Here is a 23372-nt window from a genome sequence, read left to right as displayed (position 1 = left end):
AACAAAAGCGATGGTTTTCGATACTGCCATCTCTGAAGTAGATGGCATCGGTAGGCTCGGAGGATGGAGTTGCGTCAGATCGAATGCTTCCTGGCCTGCTGCGACCATCGGTCCTTCACCGCCGCGGCCCGCGCCCTCAACCTGGTCCAATCGGCGGTCTCCACCAGCGTCGGCAAGCTCGAACACGAACTCGGGGTACGCCTGTTCGACCGCACGCCGCGCACCCTGGAACTCACCGAGGCGGGCCGCGCCATGGTCGCTCCCGCCCGGACGCTGCTGCGTGCCCGGCGCGACATCGTGGACGCCATCGACGCCGCCCGCGGCGAGATCCGCGGCGAGGTGGTCGTCGGCAATCTCATGAACATCCACAATTTCGACCTGGCGGGCATCATCGCCCAACTGCACCGGCGGTTTCCGGCGGTGACCCTGCAGATGCGGCAGAGCATCTCCGGCGTCGCGGGGAATGTGGCCGGGCTGCGCGACAATTCGCTCGAGCTGGCGCTGCTGGCCGGGATGAGCAGCGAATTTCCGGGCATCACCACGCATCTCATCGCCGAGGAGACCCTCGTGCTCTGCACCGGGCCGGACCATCCGCTGGCGGGGCGTCCGTTCCGGGCCGCCGACCTGGACGGCGTGCGCTACATCGACTTCCCGCCGGGCTGGGGCATCCGCACCATCGCCGACGAGCTGTTTCCGGGCCGCGTTCCCGTGATCGAGGTGGCCGACCAGGCCTTCGCACTGGAATTGGCCGCCAAGGACTTCGGGATGGTCCTCATCCCGAAGTCAGTCGCGCTGCTCTCCCCCGGCGTGCCCCACTCCGAATTCGCACCCTGGCCGCTGCCCTGGAAACTGTGCGTCGGCCATGCCGTCCAGCGCACGCCGTCCAATGCGGCTCGCACCGTGATCGATGCCCTCACGGCGGACAGCGGGCTCAGGAGCCGGTGATCGCGGGCGGGCCGGTGACGGTCAGCGGCGGGACCGGGCCGGTATGCGGCTCGATCTCCACCAGGGACAGCTGACCGGTGCAGCCCTGACTCAGGCGGGAGGTGCCGCGATCGTCGGTCAGCGCGTTCGGGTTTCCGTGACGGCAGCAGGCCGGGTCGGCCGGGTCCGGGTCGTACCAGGCGCCGGTCGACAGCTGTGCGACTCCGGGACGTACCGCGTCGCTGATATCCAGTCCGGCCAGACAGCTGCCGCGGTCATTGAAGATCCGGACGATGTCACCCGCGGCGAGGCCGCGGGCGGCGGCGTCGTCGGGATGCAGCCGGACCGGTTCGCGGCCGGAGATTTTCGTGGACTGGCTGTGCGCGCCGATATCCAGCTGACTGTGCAGCTTGGTGCGGGGCTGGTTGGCCACCAGCTGCAGCGGAAACCGCGCCGCGAGCGGGCTGCCCAGCCACTCGTCGGGCTCGAGCCAGACCGGATGTCCCGGGCAATCGTCGTAGCCGAAGCCCGCGATGGTCTCGGAGAAGATCTCGATCCGGCCGCTCGGGGTGCGGAGCGGGTGCGCCGACGGGTCGGCCCGGAAGTCCGCGAACGCGATGTGCTCCTCGGCCTCGATGGGCAGGTCTATCGACTCCCCGGCCCAGAACGAGTCGTAGTCCGGCACCTCGTGACCGCGGTCGTGCAGCCGCTCGCGCCATTCGTCGTAGAGGTGGCGCAGCCACTCCCGCGTTGTCCGGCCCTCGGTGAATTCCTTTCCAACGCCCAATCTTTCGGCTAGCTCGCCGAACATCCAGTAGTCGTCACGGGCCTCGCCGTGCGGGCGGGTCAGGGCCGGCATCGGGAACAGGAAGCGGTCGCCCTCGCCGGAGCCGTAGTCGTCGCGTTCGATCGTCATGGTCGACGGGAGCACGATGTCGGCGTGCCGGGCGGTGGCCGTCCAGAACGGATCGTGCACCACCACGGTGTCCGGACGGCCGAACGCGGTGCGCAGCCGGGCCAGGTTCTGGTGGTGATGGAAAGGATTGCCGCCGGCCCAGTAGACCAGCCGGATAGTCGGATACGTCCGGTGCTCGCCGTCGTATTCGTAAGGCGCGCCGGGGTTCAGCAGCATGTCCGCGATGCGCGCGACCGGAATGAAGTCATCGACGCCGTTGACGCCCTGGGGCAGGCGCGGCGGCGAGGTGAGTCGCACGGCCAGACCGACATTCGCGGCCGACCCGTAGCCGTGGCCGAATCCGCCTCCGGGCAAACCGATCTGGCCGAGCATGGCGGCGAGAACCACGCCGAGCCACAGCGGCTGCTCGCCGTATCGGGCGCGTTGCAGCGACCAGCTCACCGTGACCAGCGTGCGCGTGCCCGCCATCTCCCGGGCCAGCGTGCGAATCCGTTCCGCGGCAATGCCGGTGATCGGCTCGGCCCACTCCGGATCCTTCACGACGCCGTCGACCGCACCGCGCAGATAGTCGGAGAAGCGCTCGTAGCCGACGGTGTAGCCGTCCAGGAAAGCGTTGTCCGCCAACCCTTCCGCGTCCAGCACCTGGGCGAGCGCGAGCATCAGGGCGGTATCGCTGCCGGGCCGGGCGGCAATCCATTCGGCGTCCGCTTCGGCCGGAATATCGTCGCGCAGCGGCGAGACGGTGACGAACCGGCAGCCGTTCTTCCGCGCCGTCTCGATCCACCCGCGACCGTTGTGCCGCGAGACTCCGCCCGGCGACACCGCTGTGTTCTTCGGCGACAGTCCCCCGAACGAGACCACCAGCCTCGAATGCGCGGCCAGCACCGATTTCGTCGTTGCGTGCGACATGATCGTGCCCATGTCCGCGAGGATGTGCGGCAGCAACACCGTCGACGCGCCCAGGCTGTAGCTGTTGCGGTGCGAGACATACCCGCCGAGGCAGTTCAGGAAGCGGTGAACCTGACTCTGCGCGTGGTGGAATCGCCCGGCGCTGGCCCAGCCGTAGGAACCGCCGTACACCGCCGTCGGTCCGAATTCGCGGTACACCCTGGACAATTCACCGGCCAGCAGATCCAGCGCGGTGTCCCAGGACACCGGCACGAACTCGTCGGCGCCGCGCGCCGCGGGTCCCGGGCCGTTCTCGAGCCAGCCCTTTCGCACGTAGGGCTGTGCGATGCGCGCCGGATGATGTTGAGCCGAGGCCACATTCTCGATCAGCGGGGTGGGTTCCGGATCACCTCGCCAGGGTCGCACCGCGGTGAGCCGGTCCCCGTCGCTGCTCGCCTCGAAAACGCCCCAGTGGGTGAGATGCGTGGCCATCCGACCAACATACGCCCGGCAGACCCGGCCGGCTCGTTCGGCGACGCCCCGGTGCGGCCCGGGAACAATTGCACAGCCATGCCGAAAACACTGCGCGGTAACGGATTACGCGACCGATGAGCTGTGCCGCGACTACCGGCGGGCGGCCCAGGCGGATTCGGCAGCCCAGCCGGGTTGCGCAATCGATAACTCGGAGTACGCTCATTTTCGAGTCCACTCAGTTTTTTGATTCAGGTTGGAGGTGTCCGATGGTCACACAGGCCAGTCCAGTGCACGTCGGCCGACGCCAGCGCAAGATGCACGACAAGCAGTCACGCATCTTCGAGGCCGCCGCCACCCTGTTCGCTGAGCACGGATTCGATAGAGTTACCACTCAGCAAATCTCCGATCGGGCGGATATCGCCGCTGGGACGCTGTTCCGCTACGCCGCCACCAAGGGTGAGTTGTTGCTGATGGTCTACAACGAGGAATTACGCACCGCGCTGGCGGACGGCGCCGCCGCGGCCCGCACGCAGACCGATGCGGTCGAGGCGGTGACGGCCCTGCTGCTCCCGCTCCTGCGCGCGGCCGAGCAGCGGCCCGAGAACACCATCGTCTATCAGCGTGAGCTGCTGTTCGGCTCCCCCACCGACACCTACCGCGCCGAGGGCCTGGCGCTGGTGGCCGGGCTGGAGTCCATGATCGCCGAGCGGCTCATCGCCGACGCGCGCCACCACGGGATCGGCACGCCGCCCGGCGACGAAACCGCTTCGGCGCGTTGGGAAGAGCAGGCCAGGCTGGCGGGGCGCAGCATCTTCGCGGTCCTGCACCTGGCGCTGGTGCAACCGTCCACCGGGGCGCATCCCGGCCACGACGCCATGGCGGATCTGCGGGCGCAGATCGCACAGATAATCGCTGGATTCTTCACATCGCCAGGGAGGCAATGACAATGAGCATCGACATCCGCAAGGTCACCGTGCTCGGCACCGGAGTTCTCGGTTCCCAGATCGCGTTCCAGACCGCGTTCCGCGGATACGACGTCACCGCGTACGACATCACCGACGAGGTGCTGACCGCCGCGCGCGGCCGCTTCGACAAGCTGGCCGCCACCTACCGCGAGCAGGTGCCGGGCGCGGGCGACGGCAAGGCCGAGACGACCGCGGCGGGCATCGCGCTGAGCTCCGATCTGGCCGCGGCGGTCGCCGACGCCGACCTGGTGATCGAGGCGGTTCCCGAGGTGCTCGCCATCAAGCAGGACACCTACGAGAAGCTGGGCAAGCTCGCGCCCGAGCGCACCATCTTCGCCACCAACTCCTCCACGCTGCTGCCCAGCGCCATGAAGGACTTCACCGGCCGCCCGGACCGGTTCCTGGCGCTGCACTTCGCGAATCAGGTGTGGCACTTCAACACCGCCGAGATCATGGGCACCCCCGACACCGATCCGGCCGTCTTCCAGGCCGTCGTGGACTTCGCCACCGCCATCGGCATGGTGCCCATCGAGCTGCACAAGGAGAAGGCCGGCTACGTCCTGAACTCGCTGCTGGTGCCGCTGCTGAACGCGGCCATGAACCTGGCCGAGGGCGGCTACGCCGAGCCCGAGGCGGTGGACAACACCTGGCGCATCGGCACCGGCGCGCCGGCCGGACCCTTCCAGATCCTCGACATCATCGGCCTGACCACGCCCTACAACATCATGGCCCACGGCGACGAGGACGCCCAGCGAATCGCCAAGTGGCTCAAGGAGAACTACATCGACCAGGGCAAGTTGGGCATCGCCGCCGGGGAAGGGTTCTACAAGTACACGGCGTGATTCGAGCAGGGGGTTTCAGGGGCGTCAGCCCCTGAAAGCCTCCGCGAGTTGGGTTTCCTTCCAGACCAACCTCACGGACAGGAGTTCTCATGTTCTACAGCAGTGGCAATTACGAAGCCTTCGCGCGGCCGCGCAAGCCCGCAGGCGTCGAGGAGAAGACGGCCTGGTTCGTGGGGTCGGGCCTGGCCTCGCTCTCCGGGGCGGCCTTCCTCATCCGTGATGGCCAGATGCCCGGTAGCAAGATCACCATTCTGGAAGAGCTGAAGTTGCCGGGCGGCGCACTCGACGGCATTCGGGAACCCGAGAAGGGCTTCGTCATTCGCGGTGGCCGCGAGATGGAGAACCACTTCGAGTGCCTGTGGGACCTCTTCCGGACCATCCCGTCCATGGAGGTCGAGGACGCGAGCGTGCTCGACGAGTTCTACTGGCTCAACAAGGACGACCCGAACTTCTCCCTCGAGCGCGCCACCGTCAACCGCGGTCAGAGCGCCCAGACCAAGAACCTCTTCACGCTGAACGACAAGGCGCAGCAGGACATCACCAAGATCTTCCTCGCCACCCGTGAGGAGATGGAGGGCAAGCGCATCGACGAGGCGTTCTCGAAGGACTTCTTCGAGAGCAACTTCTGGATGTACTGGCGCACCATGTTCGCCTTCGAGGAGTGGCACAGCGCACTCGAGATGAAGCTGTACCTACACCGGTTCATCCACCACATCGGCGGCCTGCCGGACTTCTCGGCCCTGAAGTTCACCAAGTACAACCAGTACGAGTCGCTGGTGCTGCCGCTCTACCGCTGGCTATTGGACCAGGGCGTCACCTTCAAGTTCGACACCACGGTCACCGATGTCGACTTCGACCTCACCGCGGATCGCAAGCAGGCCACCCGGATCCACTGGGTCTCGGACGGCGTCGAGGGCGGCGTCGATCTGGGGCCGGACGACCTGCTGCTGATGACCATCGGCTCGCTCACCGAGAACTCCGACGAGGGCGACCACCACACGCCCGCCAAGGTCGACGAGGGTCCGGCCCCGGCGTGGGATCTGTGGCGCCGAATCGCCGCCAAGGACAAGGCCTTCGGCCATCCGGACGTGTTCGGTTCGCACATTCCCGAGACCAAGTGGGAATCGGCCACCGTCACCACGCTGGATCAGCGCATCCCCGAATACATTCAGAAGATCTGCAAGCGGGATCCCTTCAGCGGCAAGGTCGTCACCGGCGGCATCGTCACCGTGAAGGACTCCAACTGGCTGATGAGCTGGACGGTCAACCGGCAGCCGCACTTCAAGCAGCAGCCCGCGGACCAGATCGTGGTCTGGGTGTACTCGCTGTTCGTCGACAAGCCCGGCGACTACGTGAAGAAGACCATGCAGGAGTGCACCGGCGAGGAGATCACCCAGGAGTGGCTGTACCACCTGGGCGTTCCCGAAGCGGACATCCCCGAGCTGGCCGCGAGCGGCGCCAAGTGCGTGCCGGTCATGATGCCCTACGTGACCGCCTTCTTCATGCCCCGCAAGGGGGGTGACCGCCCGGACGTGGTCCCGGAGGGTTCGGTCAACTTCGCCTTCATCGGCCAGTTCGCCGAGACCAGCCGCGACTGCATCTTCACCACCGAGTACTCGGTGCGCACCGGCATGGAGGCGGCGTACCAGCTGCTCGATATCGAACGCGGCGTCCCGGAGGTCTTCAACTCCACCTACGACGTCCGCACCCTGCTGGCCGCCATGAGCCGCCTCCGCGACGGCGATCCCATCGACCTCCCGGGCCCGGACCTGCTCTGGCGCGCGCTCGCGAAGCGCCTCGGCAACAACGAGATCGGCGAACTGCTCACCCAGTACGGTCTCATCGAGAAGTAGACGGTACGGATTCGGTCCGACGTGCCACCACGGCCCGGTTCCCTGGGGGACCGGGCCGTGGTCGTCAGTCCGCGCAGTCGTGCCATTCGCGCGCGGCCGCGAGCAGGCGAGCGCGCACCCGGTCCACGTGCGGGCGGACGGAACCGCCCACCCGGCGGGCCAGGAAGACGGTATTGATCGGCGCATCCTGCGGGTCCCAGAGCTTTTCGATGGCGCCCGAGGCCAATTCGCGGGTGCACAGGTAGCTCGGGAGCACCGAGACGCCCGCGCCCGCCACCACCGCGGCGAGGACGGCGCGCAGGTCCGGGATCACCAGGCCGGGGTCGGCTTCCAACCGGGTGTCGAAGACGTGCCGCCAGTAGCGGCGGACGATCGGCAGATCCGGGGCGTAGGTCACCAGGGGCACCCCGCCGAAGTCATTGGCGCGCAGGCTCGCTCGAACAGCGGCCGTCCCACCTGGCGTTCCAGCGCCTGCAGCTGGGTGGTCACCGTCGGCTGCGAGAGGCCGACCTGACCCGCGGCGGCGGTGATCGACCCGGCCCGGTAGACGGCCAGGAAGGTCCGCAGCTGCGTCAGGTCCATGGAGCCATCGGCCTGCCTATGTCGCACCCGGCGAGTCTATTGGCCCGGTGATGCGCGGCTGCTGCGGGCGCGGGATCGACAGCTGTTTGATAGTCAATTTATTGAATACGTTCTACCTGGACATCGTCAGGAGCTGCGCGCTACTGTTCGAAGATAGTAGACAATGATTTGACTACAGGAAACGAGGGAATCATGCACCCCTTCCGCAAGGCCGTCGAGGCCCGTGACGAGGCGGCCATGGCGGCCCTGCTCGCCGACAATGTGGTGTTCACCAGTCCGGTCGCCTTCAAGCCCTACCCGGGCAAGGCCATCACCGCGGCCATCCTGCGCGGTGTCATGCGGGTGTTCGAGGACTTCCGCTACATCAAGGAGATCGGCGCGGCGGACAGCAGCGATCACGCGCTGGTCTTCGAGACCACGGTCGCGGGCAAGCGCATCACCGGATGCGACTTCCTGCATTTCGACGCCGACGGCCGGATCGACGAGTTCATGGTGATGGTGCGTCCGCTCTCCGGCGCGCAGGCGCTCGCCGAGGCGATGGCCGCGCAGTTCGAGCGAATCCAGGCCGAGGCGATTGCGCAAATCGAACAGGAGGCAGCAGCGGCCGAACGCCAAGCGGCGGGCTCGTGAACGAGTCCGGCCCGCCTCCCGTGCCGGTCGATTTCCTGGGATGATCCACGAACAGTCACCGAAAGGCCGATCCGCCATGACCGATGGCAGCTTCACCCGATACGTCGCCCTGGGCGACAGTCAGACCGAGGGCGTGGGCGACGGCGACGACCTGACCGGCCTGCGCGGGTGGGCGGACCGGCTGGCCGAGCGTCTCGCCCTCACCAATCCCGAACTGCGCTATGCCAATCTGGCGGTGCGCGGCAAGCTGGCCCACCAGATCCGCGACGACCAGCTGGACGCGGCGCTGGCGCTGCGCCCGGATCTGGCCACCGTGCTGGCCGGCATGAACGATCTGCTGCGCCCGAACTTCGACCCGGACGAGATCGCCGGGCACGTCGAGGCCATGTTCGCCGCGCTCACCGCCACCGGCGCGGTGGTGGCGACGCTGACCTTTCCCGATGTGGCCGAGACGATTCCGCTGGCCCGGCCGATTCGCGGCCGGATCGCGGCGATCAACGACCGGCTGCGGTCGGCGGCCCAGCGGCACGGGGTACTGGTGGCCGAGACCGGCCACCATGCCGTGGTGACCGATCCCCGCCTGTGGGACGCGGACCGGCTGCACGCCAGCCCGCTCGGGCACCAGCGCATCGCCGACGCCGTGGCCGAGGCCCTGCGGCTGCCCGGCGCGAACGACGCCTGGACCCGTCCGCTGATCCCGGATCTGCCCGAGCACGGGGCGCTGCGCTCGATCGCGGCCGAATTCCAGTGGGCGGCAACCGCGCTGGGGCCGTGGGTGATGCGCCGCCTGCGCGGCATCTCCTCCGGTGACCGGCGAGCACCCAAGCGCCCGGTGCCGCTCCCGGTGCGCCTCTAGACGTTGACCCCGTAATCCCGTGCGATACCGGCCAATCCGGAGGCGTAGCCCTGCCCGATGGCCCGGAACTTCCACTCGGCGCCGTGCCGGTACAGCTCGCCGAACACCATGGCGGTCTCGGTCGAGGCGTCCTCGGTGAGGTCGAAGCGGGTCAGCTCCGACCCGGTGACGGCGTCCACGACCCGGATGTAGGCATTGCGCACCTGTCCGAAGGCCTGGCGCCGGGTCTCGGCCTCGTAGATCGATACGGGGAAGAAGATATTGGTGATGCTCGGCGGCATGGCCGCCAGATCCACGGTGACCACCTCGTCGTCGCCGTCGCCCTCACCGGTGAGGTTGTCGCCGGTGTGCTCGATGGTGCCCTCCGGGGACCGCAGGTTGTTGTAGAACACGAAATGCCCGTCCGAGACGACACGCTGATTCGGCCCGCAGGCGAGGGCACTGGCATCGAGATCGAAATCGGCTCCGGTGGTGCTGCGCACGTCCCACCCCAGGGCGACGGCCACCTTCGTCAGATTCGGCGCCTGCTTCGACAGCGAGACATTGCCGCCTTTGGCCAAACTGACACTCATCGCATTACCTTCCCTCCGCGAGCGGTACCTCCACGCCCAATCGTCCTCGCGCAGCGAGGCCGAAGCCACCTCGCTGCGCGAGAACGAGATTGCCGAATCCGCATCCAGCTGTTCGGCGATCACGGCGATCCGGCGTTGCAGGGCGAGTAGTTCGATCAGGTCCCGATTCCCCGGCGCCACTGCGCCTTCCGTGGAGTCCATCGCGCGCACCGCCTCGGCGTGCGCGTCCAGTACCGCCGCCCGCAGCCGCGCGGCCAATCCCGCCCACCGCGCCGACGGCTCGGGACCCACCCGCCCCAGCCCCGCCCGCGGCTCCCCCTTACCGAGCGTCACGACTCGAATGTACCTGCACGGCACCGCGTGGTCAGCGCCACGGACGCGCGCGGCCCGCGCTCAATTGTTCGCGGCCACAATGGCTTCACAGCTGCGGGCGGCCGCGCGGCAGGTGGCGGCGGTGCGGGGATCCAACAGCGGATTCTCCAGCTGGTTGCGCCAGTGGCGGATGGCCTGCAGGGCGACGCCGCGGCACTGGGCCGGACTCGCGTCGGGAGCGAGCCCGAGACGACGGTGCGCCGCAATGCCTTCCCCGCCCAGTACCCGGCCGGCACGGGCGCGGTCGGGCTCGCTGAGCCGATTCGAGCGAATGGTCGACAGCAACCGCAGTTCGGTGAACGTGTGGGTGTCGGCGAGACAGCGCGATACCCGGCCTGCCAGCTCCGCCGTCCCGGCCGTCCGATAGCGCGCCAGTATGTGCGCGAGCCGCGCGAGCGCGGAATGCGCGCGCAACTGTTCGTTGCGTTCGCCGAACCGGATCTCGAGGGTGCGGCGCAGCTCGCCGAGACCACTGCGGCGGATCAGTTCCGCCGACAGGGCGGGAGCATCGGGGCAGCCCGAACGAATCAATGCGACCGACAGCCGAATACCGAACAGGCCGAACGCCTCGGCCAGGCGACGACGGTCGGCGGCGGGCACGGGCAGCGGAGTCTCGGGCGCGGCGAAACGGGCGACCGAGACCAGGGCCGCCTCCAGCCCGTGCTGCGGTATCGACGCCAGGGCGCGCAGAGCCTGGAACTCGTGCTGGCGCAGGGTCTGTCCGCGCAGGGCGAGCAGACCGGAGACCGGCAGGAAGCTCTGGTGCAGGCCACGCAGCTCCGGCGCCTCGGCGAGGGTCGCGCTGAGCCGGTGGGCGTCGGCCAGCAAATCGCCGTGGCCGCCGGCGATCTCATCGGCGCCCGACAGGACGCCGAGCACGCCGAGCGGCCCGGTGCCCAGCGTCATCCGATGGTGAATGGATTGCAGCAGTTGCACATCCGCGTCCCGCAGATCGCGCATGAGGTACAGCACGGCATCGGCCTCGCACGGCCCCTCCTCGGGTGCCAGCAGGGCGAGCGTGCGTTCGGAGACATCACGTGAGTTCGAGGAGGTGCCGGGGGTGTCGATGAGCGTGTAGTCATCGAGCAGGGCGGACGGCCAGCTCACGGTCAGGCGTTCGACGGCGTCGGCGGCCACGCCCAGGTCCATGGTGAGGCGACCGTCGGTGCGCAGCACCGGTATCCGCCGGTGCTGCCCGCGAGTGACGAGATCGATGCGAGGCGCGGCCGACTGCTGGAACCAGGTGACCACCCGGGTGCACTCGGTCGCGTCGGTCGGGGCGATCTCGTCGCCGATCAGGGCATTGAGCAGGGTTGATTTGCCGGACTTCAGGGTGCCCGTCAACGCCACCCGCAAGGGTTCGTCCAGCCGCTGTTCACAGGCGGCCAGTTCGCCCGCCCACTTCGACCTCGGATCGACCTGTCCACGAGCCGCGCGGATCAGCTGCCGCGCCTCGGTGATTTCCCGCCCGGCCATCAGGCGCCACCCGGCGTCAGGGCCAGATTCCCGGCCCGGACCCGCAATTCGCGCAGCCGCTCGGCGGCGGCCCCCAGCCGCCGGATCCGTTCGGCACGCTGACCGTCGTGCAGGGTGGCGGCCTCCTGGGCCGCCATCAAGGCTTCGTTGGCCGACAGCAGCAATTCATCGGCCAGGGCGGTGAAGTGGTCGCGCAGGATGCGCTGTACTTCGCGCAGCCGCTGCTTGGATTCGTCGTTGACGTGGAAGACGACCTCGTCCATCAGCTTGGCGACCGCCACCTTGGCCTCCGCCTTCCGGCGCGCCTGCAGTGACCTGTGGTCCTCGCGGAACGTGTTGGCGCCCAACAGCACGCCCGCGCCGATGGACCACGGGTTGACCAGTGCCAGGCCGAGCAGGCTGGTGGCCAGGCCGACCATCAGCACGCCGCCGTAGGAGCCGCGCACACTGGTGATGGTGCGCTGGACGAAGCCGGCTCTACCGCTCTCCAATGCCTCCAGCGAACCCCACTGGTCGGCGCGGATGCCCGCGTCGGCGGCGGGCAGGGACGGCAGCTGGGTGCGGCCCTCTTCGGCGAATCTCTCGGCCACCTTTGCGGCGAGATCGGCCGAAAGTTTGTGCGCCAGCAGGAAATTCTCGTTGACCTGCTCGGTGATCCGGTCGTCGAGCCGCGTCGCGAAGGCATCCCAGTGCCGGGCCGGATCGGACTTCGCGATCTCCTCGTCGGTCTCACGAATCAAGGCGCGCAGACGGTTTCGCAGGTCGTGGTCGACGGCGACGGTGAGTTCGGTGATGCCGTCGCCGAGCGCGTACTGCCAGTTGGCGGTGCGCTTGCGGAGCGCCTCGGCGGCGGTGCGGGCGACCCGGATACGGTCCACCAGTTCCGCGCCGCGGGCGGGATCCTGCAGAGCCTCGATCTCGGTGTTCAGGGTCAGTGCAACGTGATCGGAGACGACGCGGACGTCATTGGCGAACGAGTCACGGACCACCGCTTCGGCCTGGGCGACGACATGGGTGCGCAGGAAGTCGGCCAGTTGCGGTATCCCGGATTCGACCTCGAGAGCCGGATCGGCCAGCCGGCTCGACATCATGTGCAGCTTCGCGGAGACGGGCAGAATCGGCAGGCCGAGGCCGGCATCGGTGAGGTGTTTGCGGTTCGCCTGCTGGATGTCCGCCCACCGCACATAACTGTCGATCTTGTTGATCACGCAGGCGACCATCGGGCACAGCTGGTGAATCTGTTGCAGGAGGCGGATTTCCGGCGCGGTGTATTCCTGGCTGGCGTCGGAGACGAACAGGACCGCGTCCACGGTGGGCAGCAACTCGAGCAGGGCGGCGGCCTGCCGGGAATCGGTTCCGGTCACGCCGGGGGTGTCGATCAGGACGACGCCGTCGGCGAGCAGTGACGCGGGCACGGTGACCTCGTCCGGATCGCCCGGGCCACCGGACCGGCCGGTCCGGGTTTCACCGAATTCGATGACGATCGGCCGGTGTGTGACGCGCCCCGGCCGCGCGGCGCCGGTCGGGCAGACGTCGGCCGCGACGAGCGCGTTGACCACCGAGCTGATGCCCTTCTTCGACTCCCCCGTCACGAGGATGCGCAGGCGGGCGTCGGTGATCCGCTGCCGCGCCGACATCAGGCGATTCGACAGGTCGGACCGGCCGAGACCGTCGGTCATCGACCGCAGCTCGCCCAGCAGCGCTGCCATGGGGTCGGTCGCCGCGGTGGTCTTCGCCGCGAAGACCGTGCTGATCGCGGTCACTGCCTACTCCTTCGATGCGATGGGAGGATTGCCGGGTGGTCCGCCGCGCCGGATGCGGGCGCGGCGGACCGGTCACGGTGTTTTCAGTGGTGCATGTCGCCGGTGGACGTCGGGTGCGAGGTGTCGACGGCACTGTGCGACAACGAGGTTCCGGGGTCCGAGGTCAACCCCGTCGACAGCCCGCTCCCGGATGCCGACAACCCGCTGTGATCGACCGCCCCCGAATCCGTCGCGGTGAGGTCGACCGGATGCGGCGCCGTCGTGACCGCGGTGTGGTCGGGCACCGTGGTCACGGCGGCGGGCGCGGGGGTGGCGGGCGCGGTGGTCGGTACGACGGAAGTCGTTGCCACATGCGAGGAGTCCGCCGTCACCGGCGTGGGCGCGGGGGCGGGAGTGGACCCGCCGCCGGCCAGCAGCGCATCGGCGTTGGTGCCGGCGTGCGCGTCCGCACCTCCGGTGGCGCTCCCGCCCAGATCAGCACCGGGCGCGGTCGCCCCGGCGGTGGGGTGCGTGCTCGGGGGCGTCGCCGTTCCAGCGCCATTGGCAGACACGCCGACCTGTCCGGTCCCGCCTCCCGACGTGGTCGGCGCAGGCGCGCCGCCGGGCGTGGCCGGGATCGTCGAATGGGCGGGGATCCCAGCCGCATCCGCGCCCGGGGTTGCCGTCTGCCCGAGCGAAGAGCTCCCGACGGCGCCCAGATCGGCGGCCGGCGCGGTGGCCGCCGGGTGCACCGAGGCGCTGGTCAGCGCGAAGGAATTCGCCACCGCACCCGGCGTCGGCACCGCGGCCGCCTTCGACAGCGTGTCCGAAATGGGCTGTGCCGCGGCATTGGACGGCACGGCCGTCGACACCGGCGTCACCGCCACCGGCGCCACCGCATTCGCCACCGCCGCACCCGACACGGCCGCGCCCGGCACAGCGGCATTCGACACGGCCGCCGTGGAGCCCATACCAGCCGAAATCCCCTGCCCCGCATGAAGACCGCTCACACCGGAGGAATTGAACCCACCGACGCTGCCACCCACCCCGGACGCCCCGAGCGAGCCCCCCGACGACAACGACGACGACAACCCCGCTCCGTGCGATGCACCCAACTCACCGGAAACGCCGCCGCCACTCGCCCCCGAAGCTCCAACCGACAGTCCACTCCGCTCCTGCAAACCACCGCCCGCGTTCCCCTCACCCCCGCCAACCCCATTCCCCCCGAACCGCTCCCCCGCCGTTCCCGCACCCCGCTGCCCCTGATCCGGATGCTGCGCCCCGTTCCCGGCATGCGCCCCAACCCCCGCAGACGCACCCGTCCCGCCCCCACCGGCCACATGCCCGCCAACATCCCCGTGCCCGCTCACACCACGGTGCCCATCCGAACCCCCGTGCGCCCCAGCCTGCCCCGTCCCACCAGGCCCACCATGCTGCCCATGCTCACCGGAACCCCCATGCCCATCCGAGCCACCACGCAGCCCCGACCCGCCATGCTCGCCAGATCCACCCTGCTCACCGGGACCACCATGCCCACCGGGGCGGCCATGATCGTGGGAGCGATCGGGCTCACCTGGTCGGCCGTCGCCCCGGTGGTCGGGGCCGCCGGGGTTCGGGTGGCCGCCCCAGTTGGCGGGCTGGCCGTGGCCGGGGTGGTCACCGAAGCCGTTGTGGTCGCCGGATCGGTCGTGGTCGTGGGATCCGAGGTCGCCACGAATGTTTGCGGGGTTGCCGAAGGCCGGGCGGCCGAAGTCACCGCGGTCGCCGAAATCACGGTGGTCGCCGAAATCACCACGCTCACCGAAATCAGCACATGTGTCGAAGTTGCTGTGCTCGCCGAATTCGCCGCGGGTGTGAAGACCCTCGTGGACGTCGAAGTGCTCACGCTGGTCGAATCGCTCGCTGGCGTCCATACGCTCGTGATCGCTCAACGTCGCACGGGTGTCGAAACGCTCCCGGTCATCGAAGCGGGCATGGTCGTCGAAGCGGGCATGGTCATCGAATACCGGTCGGGCGCTGTGGTTTTCGCCCCACCCAGCACCCTCACGCGCGCCGATTCCATCGCGCTCACCGAAGCCCTCGCGACCCTGGAAATGCTCACGCTCACCGAAGCCCTCGCGACCCTGGAAATGCTCACGCTCACCGAAGCTCTGGTGTTCGCTGAAGCTCTCGTGTTCGGCGAAGGCGGTTTGCCCCCGGAAGGCGTGGTGCTGGTGATCGGCGAGGTCCGTGTTCGCAATTCCGACATCACTGCCGTGCGGGCCGATGTCGAAACTCGAGCTCTGCGCGACCGATTCCGACTGGTCGATGGATTGCACGTCGAAGCCCGGGCCGATGGCCTCGGAATGGTCGAGTGAGATGTTCACCTCACTCGACGCCGATGATTCACCGATGCTTCCGAATTCCACGGCCGGCGATTCGTGGAATACGTCACCGCTGATTCCCAGGCCGATCGGTCCGATCTGGGCCGAACCGTTTGACTCCGCGTCGACAGCCATTGCCTTTTCCTCTCGATACCGTGGGGGCGTTCCTCGTGGTCAGTTGAAGAGGAGGCTATGACTCTGATCTGGGAGAACGCTCGGAGCGGGCTGTGGATTCGAGGCAAGTGGCCCTGAGCATCCGGACAGCGCACGCACAGCCGGTACACAGCGGGTTACCAGTTCGGGTTCCTACTGTTTTCGCACGAGCGAATATCCCCGACGACGGAATGGAGCCGCAGCATGGCAGAGGCGCTGGGCATAGTCATCGGATCCGACGCATTCGTGCGCGCCTCGAACAGTAACCGGCGGAGTGCCCGAATTCCCGCCGTAATTCGTTTCGAATCCGCCGACCGCCCGGTACTCGGCACGCTGGCCGGCACCTACGCGCATTCCGACTCGAAGTGCGAATTCCGGGATTTCACCACACGGGTGGGTGATCCGATTCCCGTGGTCGCGGGCGACGGCACCGCCCGGACCGGGGCCCAACTGGTCGCCACCGCGATCGCCCTGCTGCTCGAGCCGGGATGCACCGCCGTCGTCGCGCACCCGGCGACGTGGACCGAGCAGGCCGTGCGCGAGCTCCGAGAGTCATTGGCGCAGAATCATACTCACGCAACACTCGTCAGCGAGGCCGAGTCCGCCGTCGCCGCGCTGCGGGCGTCCGGCGAGATGGATCCGGAAGCCACACTGCTGCTGTGCAATGTCGGCAGGTCGGGTATGGACGTGGCCGTGGTGACGGCGATCGGTGACAGCCTCCGAGTCGATCAGGCCGTCCACTGCCACGAATTCGGTGGTGACCTGGTGGATTCCCTGTTCGTGGCGCACGTGCTGGACCAGGTGGCCGCCGCGCACCCCGGATTCGATCCCGCCGATCGCCGCAATTGGCCCGCGCTGCGCGAGCTGCGCACCGGAGTCACGCGCGCCAAACATCAGCTGTCGAGCAATGTCTCCGCCACCATCGAGGTGAATCTGCCCGGCATCCGCGACAATCTGCGCATCGTGCGATCGGAGCTGGAGTCCGTGATCGCCGATCCGGTATGGCAGGCTGTGCAGCGCATCACGCAATCACTCGACAGCGCGCTCCGAACCGGCCACGCCGTCGACTGCATCGTCCTCACCGGTGGCAGCTCGGCGATTCCGCTCCTCACCGAGAACCTCTCCGCCGCAACCGAAGTCCCGATCATCACCGCCACCGATCCGGCACACACGGTGATCCGCGGCGCCACCCTGCTCGCCGCCCGCACGCTGCGTGCCCGTTCCCGCCCCGACTCCGCGGCACGCGTCCTGCCGCCGGGCATATCGGCCGCGGCCGCCGCACCATCACCCGAGCACGCATCCGTGCCACAGCCGAGATCCGCTGCACCCCAGCCGGAGCCGATGGTGGCGAAACGACTCCCGACCTCGCCGCCGCCCCGACCCGGAGACGCCGGCGACGACCGATCGCAGCCGGGACGCCGGACGTCCAGGCCCGCCCTGTGGGCGGCTGCCGTCGCCGCCGCGGTGCTGGCGGTCCTCGGTGGGGTGGTCGTCGCTTTCGACCACACACCCGCCACCGGTCCGCACACCTCGGCCACCTCCCAGGCGCCGGGCCGCCCGACCTCGGCCGGCGGTCGCCACTGAGCCGCCTTCCATCGGCGCCCCGCCTACCGCACCAGGTCGCTCCAGAACTCGCAGCGGTGGTCGGCGTAGAAGGCATCGGAGAACTGGTTGCCGCCGGGACGGAAGGAGAGGAATGACGGTGCGGCCGTGGTGTATTGCGGGATGGCGGGCAATCCTTGCGGATCCGCGGTGCCCGCGGTGATGAAGCGGGTCCAGTAGCGGCGCATTTCGTCCTGCAGGCGCTGCTGGCCGGGGGTCATGGCGACGTGCAGGAGCGGGCCGGCCTGCACGAGGTCGAAGAGGGAGGGGAGTTCCGCGGCGTGGTAGGCGCCCATCGGGAAGGTGCTGGGCGGGGCCAGGGCGGTCCGGTCGTCGAATTCGTAGACGTAGGTGGGATTCTGGCGGCCGAAGTCGCCGAGCTGGTCGGCCATCCCGCAGACGAACTTGTCGGTCCAGGCCCGGACGAGCGCCAGCGTGGGCTGCGCGTAGTCGCCGAGGGGGTACTCCGCCATGATCCGATCGACCTGCGCCCGGTCCATGCCGCCCAACCGGGTAGCGAGCAGGGTGGGATAGTCCGCGGCGGTCATCCTGGCGCCGAGCGGGATGCCGTAATCCATCCACACCCACAGCGCCATCTCGTCATGGTTGGAGCCGATGAAGGTCGGAACATGGTTCATCCCACCGGCTTTCAGCACGGCAATGGGATCGCGCGGGAGATAGTCGTTGCCGTACACCACATTCGCCGACTCGGGTGCGCGATCGACGAGCACGTCTGCCGGAAGACTGCGCAGACAGGCCGCGTCCGCTCCCGGGCATCCGGCTCCGGCTGCCCAGGCATCACCCTCGGCCTCGGCGGCGGCGAGGGCCTGCCCGGCGCACAGTCCGCTCTGCATCATGGCCGCGTGGAACAGCCCGGCCGAGGAGGGCGTGGCCAGCTGCGCGCAGATCGAAACCCCGCCTGCCGATTCACCATCCACCGTCACCCGGCTCGGGTCGCCGCCGAACGCCGCGATATTGCGCTGCACCCAGCGCAGCGCGGCCTGCTGATCCATCAGCCCGTAGTCCCCCGAGCCGTCGCCCTCGTCCAGTGCCGAGGCGGCCAGGAAGCCGAACGTCCCGAGCCGGTAGTTGATGGTGACCACGATGCTGTCGCCATCGGGCTGCGACACCAGAGGCGCTGCGCCGTACATGCTTCCGGTGCCCGTCTGCAGGCCGCCGCCGTGAATCCACACCATGACCGGCAGCCTGCGGCCGTCGGCGGGCAGGGTGGGCGGCGTCCAGACGTTCAGGTAGAGGCAGTCCTCATCGGTCGAGCGCAGCCCGCCCGCGCCCGTGGCCTGCGCGCATTTCGGCCCGGCGTCGCGGGCCTCGCGGACGCCCGGCCATGGCGGCACGGGTGTGGGCGGCCGCCAGCGCAGCGCGCCCACCGGCGGTGCGGCGTAAGGGATTCCATTGAAGAGCCGGTAGTCCGGGGCGAGCACGCCGTGCAGGCTGCCGCTGTCGATGGCGACGGTGTCGGGGGCAGCCGGCAGGGCCCGCGCCACCGGTCCGTTCACCGCGAGAACCGTCACCAGCAGGGCGACCACCGAGAGCACCGCCCCGGCTCCCCATCCCATCCACTTCCGGTCGCGCACGATCACCCGAGCCTCCTGGGCCAGCAGCGTTATCGCGTAACCGTTCGATACTAATCGGCTGTCCGGTACGGAGGCCCGGAGTCTCGAGACGCGCGCAAAACCCCTGCATACGAGTGGGTCACCGCGCGGCGGCCGTCTCACGGCGAGACGGCCGTTGACAGTCCGTACAGGGCCGGAAACCGTGGGCGCATGACCCGGACCTCACCCCACGCCCTCGACCTGTTCGACCCCGCGCACCTCGACGATCCCTATCCGCTGTACCGGCGACTGCGCGAGGAATCGCCGGTGTACCGCATCCCGGGCACCGACTTCTACCTGGTGACCTCGTGGGATCTGGTGACCGAGGCGGTGAATCGGCCCGCCGAGTTCTCCTCGCACCTCACCGGCGCGCTGCTGCGGCAGGAGGGTCGGCCGCCCGCCACCTTCGACATGGACGGCGGCGGCCAGGCCATCCACGTGCTGGCCACCGAGGACGATCCCAGCCACCAGGCACAGCGGAAACTGGTCCAGCCCTTGCTGGCCAAGCGGATTCGCGGGCTCGGACCCACCGCCGCCGAGCTGGTGGACCGGTTGTGGGCCGAGCAGCTGCACGACGATCGCATCGACTGGGCGACCGGCATGGCCGACCGGCTGCCGCTGGCGCTGGTCGCCGACATCATCGGGCTGCCGGATGCGGATGTGCCGCACCTGCTCATGTGGGCCTACGACAGCACCGAGATGCTGAGCGGAGTCGTCGAGGCCGAACGCTTCGGACAGCTGGTCACCGCCGCCACCGAGCTGGCCGCCCATCTGCACACCAGATTCGCCGCCGCCCGACAGGATCCGGGCGACGACCTGCTCGGCGTACTGGCCCGCGCCTGCACGGCCGGCGACATCACCGAGGCGGTGGCGGTGCTGATCCTGGTCCAACTCGTCGGCGCGGGCGGCGAATCCACCGCCGGGCTGATCGCCAACGCCGCGCGCCTGCTCGCCACCCGCCCCGAACTCCAGGACGAGCTGCGCCGCGAACCCGCGCTGCTGCCCGCGTTCCTCGACGAGGCGCTGCGGCTGGAATCACCCTTCCGCGGCCATCATCGGCACGTCACCTCCGATACCGCCCTGGGCGGCACCGAGATTCCCGCGGGCAGCCACGTGCTGCTGCTGTGGGGTGCGGCCAATCGGGATCCGGCCCGCTTCGAGCATCCCGACGCCATCGACCTGGACCGCCGCAGCGGGGCCAACAATCTCGCCTTCGGGCGCGGCATCCACTTCTGCATCGGCTCGGCGCTGGCCAAACTGGAGGCCACCACGGCCCTGACCGCGCTGCTGGACCGCACCACCGGATTCACCCTCGTCGAAGACGCCCCGCCGCAGTGGTTTCCGAGCATCTTCGTGCGCCGTCACCGCAACCTGCCGCTGCGCATCCGCTGATCCGCGCGGATTCTTCCGCGCGTCCGCCGCGTGCCGGCGGGTCGGTCACGGCATGATCGTCGTCGATCGGGGGGATTCACCGTCGTGACCACAGGAAAAGGGGTTCTGTTCGTGAAGACCGTGTACCTCCGCCGCATCGCCCTGGCCACGCTCGCCTGCGCCGCCTCCGGCGCCTTCGCCGCCCCCGCGTCCGCCGACGCGGCCCCGCAGCAGATCACGCTCGACTACTCCAAGGGCCGCTGCGCCCAGACCACCCTGCTGGCCCACTCGTTCACGCCGACCACGCTGGAGATCACCACCTCCAACAACTTCACCGACGACGCCAAGATCGACATGAACGGACAGCGCACCCCGCTGCCCGACACCTACGGCGCCCAGACCACCCGGATCGACCTGGGCACCCCGATGCCCGGGGTCATCCCCTTCGAGGTCTCCGGCTCGGAGTGGCCGGGCAGCGCCGGCACCGGCTGCAAGGGCTGGATCATCATCGCCTGACACGCCCGCGAGAACGACCGAGCCCCGGAGGTTTTCCTCCGGGGCTCGGTCGTTCCGGCTCACTTGCCGTGGGCGCGCAACTGGTACAGACCCTTGGTCTCGGCCACCACCACGCCATTGGCATCGGTCACCACGGCCTCGAGGGTGAAGTCGGCCTTGCCCTTGGCCTCGACCTCCTCGGTGATGCGCGCGATCTCCGCCTCCGACAGCGTGGCCTCGGCGCGCACATCGGTGGCGGCGGGCTTGCGGAAGAAGATGTGCAGATCCTTCACCAGGGGGAAGTACTTGGCGGTGTCGAAGCTGGCGATGGCGAGCGCGCCGCCCAGGATCTCCGCGACGGTGAACAGCACGCCGGCGTACATGACGCCGAAGTGATTGCCATTGCCCTCGACCGGCACCGTGGTGGCGGCGAAACCGGGGCGCACCTCGTCGGCACGCACCCCCATCTTGTGCGCGATCGGAATCGTGAACTCCAGACCACCGTTCACGACCTCGTTCAGCGGCGGGGCATCGTTCCCCATGCGGACCTCCTCGTCCCGGAAATAGGGCAACTTACTGACGTATTGCCAACAACGTGAATCATTATGGGTGAGAGGGTTGTGGCGCAACTCTTTCAGCCCACGGGTGAAGCCCGCCACATTCGGGCAAATCATCCCATGGCACCCCTAGTATGCAAGTTGTGTCCAAGACCTTCTCCGCCGCCGAGCGGGCCTACCGCGAAATCAAGGAACGTATCCTGAGCGGCGACCTGCCGGGCGGGGAGCTGGTCAGCGAGAACGAGATGGCCGGGGAGCTGGGCACCTCCCGCACCCCGGTCCGCGAGGCCTTCCTCCGGCTCGAGACCGAGGGCTGGATGCGGCTCTACCCCAAGCGCGGTGCCCTGGTGGTGCCGGTGCCCTCACGCGAGGCCGAGCATGTGATCCATGCCCGCTACATCGTGGAAACCGGCGCGGTGGACGCACTCACCCGCATCGCCCGCGCGGGGCTGATCCCCCGGCTGCGCGAATCCCTGGACCGCCAGGGCGAACTCGCCGGCGCGGGCGACCTCGACGAATTCGCCATCGTGGACGCCGATTTCCATCGCGAGTACGTGGTGGCCGCCGACAATCCACTGCTCATCGGCTTCTACGACTCGCTGCGCGAGCGCCAGCGCCGGATGAACAGCGTTGCACTGCACCGGGGCGAGACCCATCCGCACCGGATCATCGAGCAGCACACCCGGCTCGCCGATCTGATCGAAGCCGCCGACGCCGCCGGTTTCGCCGAAGCACTCGCCGAGCACCTCACCGACGTGCACGGCGTGACCCTGAGAGGACTGTGATGGCGACGCTGACAGCCGTCGGCACCCACACCACCGGTATCGGCACCCATCCCAGGGCGTGGCTCGGCGTGGCCGCGGCGATCTTCGCGATCGCCTGGGGCGGCAATGAATTCACGCCGCTACTGGTCATGTACAAGCGGGACGGGCTGCCCGTCACCACCGTGGATCTGCTGCTGTTCGAATACGTGCTGGGCATCGTCCCCGCGCTGCTCATCGGCGGCCCGCTCTCCGACCGCTACGGCCGCCGCCCGCTCATGCGGCCCGCGCCCTTCATCGCGGCCACCGGCTCGACCCTGCTGGCCTTCGGATCCGCTTCCGTCCCCATGCTTTCCGCCGGACGCGTGCTGTGTGGCATCGCGCTGGGCCTGGCCATGGCAGTGGGCAGCAGCTGGCTCAAGGAACTCTCGCAGCCGCCGTTCACGGCCGAGACCGCCTCGGGCACCGGGGCGCGACGCTCGGCCATGAGCCTCACCGGCGGCTTCGGCGTGGGCGCGGGCGTGGCCGGAGTGCTGGCCCAGTGGGCGCCGTGGCCGGACACCCTCGCCTACCTGATCAATGCGACGCTGTGCGTGCTGGCGGCCGTGCTGCTGTTCCGCACCCCGGAAACCACTGCCCCGCAGGCGAATCCGGGTCGGCTGCTGGACGATCTGAAGGTCCCCGCCGCTGCGCACCACCGCTTCCGCACCGTGGCGCTGCCGGTGTGCCTGTGGCTGTTCACCTCGTCGGCGGCGGCCTACGCCATCATGCCGACCCTCATGATGCCCAAGGTCCACGGCGCGCCCATCGCCTTCTCGGCCCTCATCACGGTCATCACGCTGGGCTGCGGGTTCGGCATCCAGTCCGTCGCCCGCCGCATCGACCGGCCGGGCTCGCTGCGCCTGCCGGTCCTGGCGCTGAGCCTGGTGATCAGCGGAATGGTGCTGGCCGCAGCGGCTTCCGCCACCCTCACCATGTGGCTGACCGTGCTGACCGCCATCGCATTGGGTATGGGCTTCGGCAGCGGCCTGGTCGCGGGCCTGCTCGAGATCGAGCGCATGGCGCGGCCCGACGACCTCGCGGGACTGACCGCGGTGTTCTACGCGGTCAGCTACCTCGGCTTCGGTGTCCCGGCCGTCATGGCGGTCTGCCACGACAGCACCGGCATCGGCTACCCGGCCATGTTCGGCGTCCTCGCCGCCGGGTGCGCGCTCTGCCTGGGCATCGTGAGCCGCGCCCGCGCAGCTTGACCCGAGCTGCACGAAACTCCGGAAAACAGTGGCGGGGGGGCGCCGAGTCAGGGCGCCCCCCCGGGGAGAAACACAACGCGACAAACAACACGAGAAGAGATAAAAAAAAAAAAAA

General features: G+C 68.9%; 21 protein-coding genes. 12 read left to right on the top strand and 9 right to left on the bottom strand.

The genetic code is table 11. From position 1 onward, the window contains the following. The first annotated feature begins 63 nt into the window (after window positions 1-63). Entirely contained in the window at window positions 64-945 is an 882-nt protein-coding gene (locus ACWEKS_RS28380; RefSeq protein WP_452342901.1) for a LysR family transcriptional regulator, read from the top strand. Here ACWEKS_RS28380 and ACWEKS_RS28375 read toward each other — a convergent pair. After that, window positions 932-3220: a molybdopterin-dependent oxidoreductase gene (locus tag ACWEKS_RS28375; RefSeq protein WP_452342900.1), complete on the bottom strand. Its 2289-nt coding sequence runs from the start codon at window positions 3218-3220 to the stop codon at window positions 932-934. The genes ACWEKS_RS28380 and ACWEKS_RS28375 overlap by 14 nt on opposite strands. Before the next feature lie 248 nt (window positions 3221-3468). Between ACWEKS_RS28375 and ACWEKS_RS28370 the strand changes: the two genes are divergently transcribed. The 3 genes from ACWEKS_RS28370 to ACWEKS_RS28360 all read left to right on the top strand — a co-directional run bounded on the left by ACWEKS_RS28370 (window position 3469) and on the right by ACWEKS_RS28360 (window position 6862). Continuing rightward, the gene (locus ACWEKS_RS28370; protein ID WP_452342899.1) at window positions 3469-4146 is read left to right on the top strand and encodes a TetR/AcrR family transcriptional regulator; all 678 of its coding nucleotides are present in this window, start codon (window positions 3469-3471) and stop codon (window positions 4144-4146) included. Between the two features lie 2 nt (window positions 4147-4148). Further along, the gene (locus ACWEKS_RS28365) at window positions 4149-5009 is read left to right on the top strand and encodes a 3-hydroxyacyl-CoA dehydrogenase (protein ID WP_452342898.1); all 861 of its coding nucleotides are present in this window, start codon (window positions 4149-4151) and stop codon (window positions 5007-5009) included. A gap of 89 nt (window positions 5010-5098) precedes the next feature. Beyond that, window positions 5099-6862: an oleate hydratase gene (locus ACWEKS_RS28360; protein WP_452342897.1), complete on the top strand. Its 1764-nt coding sequence runs from the start codon at window positions 5099-5101 to the stop codon at window positions 6860-6862. A 64-nt stretch (window positions 6863-6926) separates the two neighbouring features. Here the strand turns inward: ACWEKS_RS28360 and ACWEKS_RS28355 are convergent, their stop codons facing one another. Next, complete coding sequence (locus ACWEKS_RS28355) at window positions 6927-7259, bottom strand: LysR substrate-binding domain-containing protein (protein ID WP_452342896.1); 333 nt, start codon at window positions 7257-7259, stop codon at window positions 6927-6929. Further along, window positions 7256-7471 (bottom strand): LysR family transcriptional regulator, encoded by a 216-nt coding sequence (locus tag ACWEKS_RS28350; RefSeq protein ID WP_452342895.1) that lies wholly within the window; start codon window positions 7469-7471, stop codon window positions 7256-7258. The genes ACWEKS_RS28355 and ACWEKS_RS28350 overlap by 4 nt, the downstream gene beginning before the upstream one ends. Window positions 7472-7636: 165 nt before the next feature. On the opposite strand from ACWEKS_RS28350, the gene ACWEKS_RS28345 reads away from it, so the two are divergent. Both ACWEKS_RS28345 and ACWEKS_RS28340 read left to right on the top strand, forming a co-directional pair. Next, window positions 7637-8074 (top strand): nuclear transport factor 2 family protein, encoded by a 438-nt coding sequence (locus ACWEKS_RS28345; RefSeq protein ID WP_379427891.1) that lies wholly within the window; start codon window positions 7637-7639, stop codon window positions 8072-8074. Window positions 8075-8150: 76 nt separating this feature from the next. Beyond that, window positions 8151-8930, top strand: coding sequence for an SGNH/GDSL hydrolase family protein (locus ACWEKS_RS28340; RefSeq protein ID WP_452342894.1), 780 nt, complete (start codon window positions 8151-8153; stop codon window positions 8928-8930). Here ACWEKS_RS28340 and ACWEKS_RS28335 read toward each other — a convergent pair. The 4 genes from ACWEKS_RS28335 to ACWEKS_RS28320 form a co-directional block, all read right to left on the bottom strand. Further along, the gene (locus tag ACWEKS_RS28335) at window positions 8927-9502 is read right to left on the bottom strand and encodes a TerD family protein (protein WP_452342972.1); all 576 of its coding nucleotides are present in this window, start codon (window positions 9500-9502) and stop codon (window positions 8927-8929) included. The two genes, ACWEKS_RS28340 and ACWEKS_RS28335, sit on opposite strands and share 4 nt — an antisense overlap. A 393-nt stretch (window positions 9503-9895) precedes the next feature. Then, window positions 9896-11350: a dynamin family protein gene (locus tag ACWEKS_RS28330; protein ID WP_452342893.1), complete on the bottom strand. Its 1455-nt coding sequence runs from the start codon at window positions 11348-11350 to the stop codon at window positions 9896-9898. Next, window positions 11350-13113 carry a dynamin family protein gene (locus tag ACWEKS_RS28325; protein WP_452342892.1) on the bottom strand — a complete coding sequence of 588 codons (1764 nt, stop codon included), beginning with the start codon at window positions 13111-13113 and terminating at the stop codon, window positions 11350-11352. The genes ACWEKS_RS28330 and ACWEKS_RS28325 overlap by 1 nt, the downstream gene beginning before the upstream one ends. Before the next feature lie 83 nt (window positions 13114-13196). Further along, on the bottom strand, window positions 13197-14063 hold the full coding sequence (locus ACWEKS_RS28320) for a hypothetical protein (RefSeq protein ID WP_452342891.1): 867 nt from the start codon (window positions 14061-14063) through the stop codon (window positions 13197-13199). A gap of 300 nt (window positions 14064-14363) precedes the next feature. Here ACWEKS_RS28320 and ACWEKS_RS28315 point away from each other — a divergent pair, with 300 nt between their 5' ends. Together ACWEKS_RS28315 and ACWEKS_RS28310 are read left to right on the top strand one after the other, a co-directional pair. Further along, a complete protein-coding gene (locus tag ACWEKS_RS28315) occupies window positions 14364-15449 on the top strand; it encodes a hypothetical protein (RefSeq protein WP_452342890.1) in 1086 nt (361 codons plus the stop codon). Between the two features lie 363 nt (window positions 15450-15812). Next, window positions 15813-17192, top strand: coding sequence for an Hsp70 family protein (locus ACWEKS_RS28310; RefSeq protein WP_452342889.1), 1380 nt, complete (start codon window positions 15813-15815; stop codon window positions 17190-17192). A 23-nt stretch (window positions 17193-17215) separates the two neighbouring features. Here the strand turns inward: ACWEKS_RS28310 and ACWEKS_RS28305 are convergent, their stop codons facing one another. Further along, a complete protein-coding gene (locus ACWEKS_RS28305) occupies window positions 17216-18811 on the bottom strand; it encodes a carboxylesterase/lipase family protein (protein WP_452342888.1) in 1596 nt (531 codons plus the stop codon). Window positions 18812-18994: 183 nt separating this feature from the next. On the opposite strand from ACWEKS_RS28305, the gene ACWEKS_RS28300 reads away from it, so the two are divergent. Continuing rightward, complete coding sequence (locus ACWEKS_RS28300) at window positions 18995-20215, top strand: cytochrome P450 (protein ID WP_452342887.1); 1221 nt, start codon at window positions 18995-18997, stop codon at window positions 20213-20215. Window positions 20216-20299: 84 nt separating this feature from the next. Continuing rightward, the gene (locus ACWEKS_RS28295; protein WP_379400549.1) at window positions 20300-20710 is read left to right on the top strand and encodes a hypothetical protein; all 411 of its coding nucleotides are present in this window, start codon (window positions 20300-20302) and stop codon (window positions 20708-20710) included. Window positions 20711-20769: 59 nt separating this feature from the next. Here ACWEKS_RS28295 and ACWEKS_RS28290 read toward each other — a convergent pair whose 3' ends face one another. Next, on the bottom strand, window positions 20770-21231 hold the full coding sequence (locus ACWEKS_RS28290) for a PaaI family thioesterase (RefSeq protein ID WP_452342886.1): 462 nt from the start codon (window positions 21229-21231) through the stop codon (window positions 20770-20772). A 149-nt stretch (window positions 21232-21380) separates the two neighbouring features. On the opposite strand from ACWEKS_RS28290, the gene ACWEKS_RS28285 reads away from it, so the two are divergent. Continuing rightward, entirely contained in the window at window positions 21381-22031 is a 651-nt protein-coding gene (locus ACWEKS_RS28285) for a GntR family transcriptional regulator (RefSeq protein WP_452342885.1), read from the top strand. Then, entirely contained in the window at window positions 22031-23257 is a 1227-nt protein-coding gene (locus ACWEKS_RS28280; RefSeq protein WP_452342884.1) for an MFS transporter, read from the top strand. Before ACWEKS_RS28285 ends, ACWEKS_RS28280 begins: the two co-directional genes overlap by 1 nt. The last annotated feature ends 115 nt before the right edge of the window (window positions 23258-23372 follow it).

This window comes from Nocardia sp. NPDC004711 (genome assembly GCF_053601595.1).
Note: the sequence above shows the minus strand (reverse complement) of the source record. Positions and strands in the feature narration are given on the sequence as shown.

What these genes read in the sequence shown, in the direction of transcription:
- ACWEKS_RS28380 (WP_452342901.1), top strand. Translation starts at nt 64, where the DNA reads ATGGAGTTGCGTCAGATCGAATGCTTCCTGGCCTGCTGCGACCATCGG.
- ACWEKS_RS28375 (WP_452342900.1), bottom strand. Translation starts at nt 3,220, where the DNA reads ATGGCCACGCATCTCACCCACTGGGGCGTTTTCGAGGCGAGCAGCGAC.
- ACWEKS_RS28370 (WP_452342899.1), top strand. Translation starts at nt 3,469, where the DNA reads ATGGTCACACAGGCCAGTCCAGTGCACGTCGGCCGACGCCAGCGCAAG.
- ACWEKS_RS28365 (WP_452342898.1), top strand. Translation starts at nt 4,149, where the DNA reads ATGAGCATCGACATCCGCAAGGTCACCGTGCTCGGCACCGGAGTTCTC.
- ACWEKS_RS28360 (WP_452342897.1), top strand. Translation starts at nt 5,099, where the DNA reads ATGTTCTACAGCAGTGGCAATTACGAAGCCTTCGCGCGGCCGCGCAAG.
- ACWEKS_RS28345 (WP_379427891.1), top strand. Translation starts at nt 7,637, where the DNA reads ATGCACCCCTTCCGCAAGGCCGTCGAGGCCCGTGACGAGGCGGCCATG.
- ACWEKS_RS28340 (WP_452342894.1), top strand. Translation starts at nt 8,151, where the DNA reads ATGACCGATGGCAGCTTCACCCGATACGTCGCCCTGGGCGACAGTCAG.
- ACWEKS_RS28335 (WP_452342972.1), bottom strand. Translation starts at nt 9,502, where the DNA reads ATGAGTGTCAGTTTGGCCAAAGGCGGCAATGTCTCGCTGTCGAAGCAG.
- ACWEKS_RS28330 (WP_452342893.1), bottom strand. Translation starts at nt 11,350, where the DNA reads ATGGCCGGGCGGGAAATCACCGAGGCGCGGCAGCTGATCCGCGCGGCT.
- ACWEKS_RS28320 (WP_452342891.1), bottom strand. Translation starts at nt 14,063, where the DNA reads ATGGGCTCCACGGCGGCCGTGTCGAATGCCGCTGTGCCGGGCGCGGCC.
- ACWEKS_RS28315 (WP_452342890.1), top strand. Translation starts at nt 14,364, where the DNA reads ATGCTGCGCCCCGTTCCCGGCATGCGCCCCAACCCCCGCAGACGCACC.
- ACWEKS_RS28310 (WP_452342889.1), top strand. Translation starts at nt 15,813, where the DNA reads ATGGCAGAGGCGCTGGGCATAGTCATCGGATCCGACGCATTCGTGCGC.
- ACWEKS_RS28300 (WP_452342887.1), top strand. Translation starts at nt 18,995, where the DNA reads ATGACCCGGACCTCACCCCACGCCCTCGACCTGTTCGACCCCGCGCAC.
- ACWEKS_RS28290 (WP_452342886.1), bottom strand. Translation starts at nt 21,231, where the DNA reads ATGGGGAACGATGCCCCGCCGCTGAACGAGGTCGTGAACGGTGGTCTG.
- ACWEKS_RS28285 (WP_452342885.1), top strand. Translation starts at nt 21,381, where the DNA reads ATGCAAGTTGTGTCCAAGACCTTCTCCGCCGCCGAGCGGGCCTACCGC.
- ACWEKS_RS28280 (WP_452342884.1), top strand. Translation starts at nt 22,031, where the DNA reads ATGGCGACGCTGACAGCCGTCGGCACCCACACCACCGGTATCGGCACC.